Consider the following 2,270-nt stretch of genomic DNA (forward strand, 5'->3'; position numbering starts at 1 on the left):
GACCCCGACCATGCCGTATTTCAGCCCTTCCATCACTCGGAAGGCGCGGCCGAGGTCACCGGTGTAGAAGTAGCAGGCAAGGCCGAATTCGGTGTCGTTGGCGAGGGCGACGGCTTCCTCTTCGGTCTCGAACTTGAACACCGGTGCGACCGGGCCAAAGATCTCTTCCTTCATGAAGCGCATCTTGGGTGTCGCGTTGGCGATGACCGTCGGCTGGAAGAACGAACCGCCGAGCGCATGGCGCTTGCCGCCGGCAACGATCTTGCCGCCCTTTGATGTGGCGTCGGCGATCAGTTCCTCGACCTTCTCGACCGCCTTCTCGTCGATCAGCGGCCCCTGCTGCACGCCGTCCTCGAGGCCGGAGCCGACCTTCAGCGCGTTGCTGGCGGCAGCGAGCTTCTCGACGAACTTGTCATAGACACCTGCCTGGACAAGGAAGCGGTTGGTGCAAACGCAGGTCTGGCCGGAATTGCGGTACTTGGCGGTGATGGCGCCGGCGACGGCACGCTCGAGGTCGGCGTCGTCGAAAACGATGAACGGCGCGTTGCCGCCGAGTTCCATCGACACCTTCTTGACGGTGACCGACGACTTCTGGATGAGAAGCTTGCCGACCTCGGTCGAGCCGGTGAAAGTGATCTTCGACACCAGCGGATTGGCGCAGATCTCGTCGCCGATCTCGCTGGCCGAACCGGTCAGGATGTTGACGACGCCCTTGGGGAAACCGACTTCCTCTGCGAGCGCGCCCCAGGCGAGACCCGAATACGGCGTCTGCGACGCAGGCTTGACCACGGCGGTGCAGCCGGCGGCGAGCGCCGGGCCGAGCTTGCGGGCCAGCATCGAGGACGGAAAATTCCACGGCGTGATGGCGGCGATGACGCCAACCGGCTCCTTGGTCACCAGGATGCGGCGGTCCGCCCATGGCGACGGCACGACGTCGCCATAGGTGCGGCGACCTTCCTCGGCGAACCACAATATGTAGGACGCGGCCGAGCCGATCTCCCCCTTCGATTCGAACAGCGACTTGCCCTGCTCGATGGTCAGCAGTTCGGCCAGTACGTCCTGATTGTCCATCATCGCGTCGTGCAGCTTGCGCAGCAGCTTCGAGCGCTCGAGCGCGGTCGTCTTGCGCCAGGTCTTGAAAGCTTCCGCGGCGGCTTCGATGGCGCGGCGGGTCTCGGCCTTGCCCGACTTCGGCACGGTGCCGATCTTGAGACCGGTGGCAGGGTTGTTGACGTCGACCGTCTGGCCGCTGTCGGCCTGCACCCATTCGCCATTGATGAGATTGGCCTGCCGCATGAAATGGCTGGTTTTCTGAAGCATGCTATCCTCCGTTCGGCGCCCTGACGGGCGGGTCTGTGAAATCTTCGGTGCGCGTGCGCCATGGACTGAGGCCGGCACGCCGGAGCCACTGCTCTTTACCGAGGGCAAGGCACGCAAGCAATCGCAAGATGGCATATAGGGCTTGGGCCAGAGCGAGACGAGAGCAGGCTGACGTGCTTACACCGATGCCTTACCCGAAAACGTACAAGACAACAGTCAGCCAGAACGCGGTGGTGACGGCGGCGCAGGCCGTGGCGAGGGTCATCTGGTTCGACGCTAACGCCTGGCCGGTGTTGAACTGCACCGCGATCAGATAGGAATTGACGCCGGATGGCATCGCGGCCACCATCACCGCCACCTTGGCCGTCAAGGGCGGCATGCCGAGCAACCAGACGAAGACCAGCACCAGCGCCGGCATCAGGAACAGCTTCAGCACCGAAAGCGCCAACGCCGGCCGGACATTGCCCGATATGCCGAAACGGCGCAGGCTGAGCCCCATGGCGAACAGCGCCACTGGCCCGGCAGTGTCAGCCAGCGTATCGACCAGCCGCGTGGCAAGGTTCGGCAGCGGCGCGCCGGTTAGGCGCCAAGCCAGCCCGGCCAGGATACCGATGATCAGGGGATTGGTGAACAGTCTTCTCAGAAAGCTCTGGACGATGCGCAGCGGGTGTACGGGCTCACTGCCACCGCGGCCAAATATCTCGAACATGATGATCGAAGCCATCATCATGGTCGGCAGATGCACGGAAACGAGCAGCGACAGCACTTCGAATCCCCTGGACCCGAATACGCCGAGAACGAAGGGAATGCCCAGCAGCACTACATTCGAGAAGGACGACGACACTCCACCGACGATGCCTGCGCGTGCGTCCCGCCCGAAGATCCGCGTCGTCACCAGATGGCCGGCAGCCCATGTCATTGCAACCGCCGTGAAGTAAGCGCCCCACAGC

The 2,270-nt window shown here is 63.6% G+C and carries 2 protein-coding genes; both read right to left on the reverse strand.

Annotation, left to right across the window (positions count from 1 at the left end; translation table 11 throughout):
- Nucleotides 1–1,320: NAD-dependent succinate-semialdehyde dehydrogenase (locus EN932_RS34365; RefSeq protein WP_164890788.1), on the reverse strand; the 1,320-nt coding region annotated here is incomplete at its 3' end.
- 190 nt (nt 1,321–1,510) lie between these two features.
- The coding region (locus tag EN932_RS34370) for an AEC family transporter (protein WP_164890789.1) at nt 1,511–2,270 on the reverse strand (760 nt) is incomplete at its 5' end.

The sequence above is a fragment of the Mesorhizobium sp. M7A.F.Ca.US.002.01.1.1 genome, assembly GCF_004022955.1.
Lineage (GTDB): Bacteria > Pseudomonadota > Alphaproteobacteria > Rhizobiales > Rhizobiaceae > Mesorhizobium > Mesorhizobium ciceri.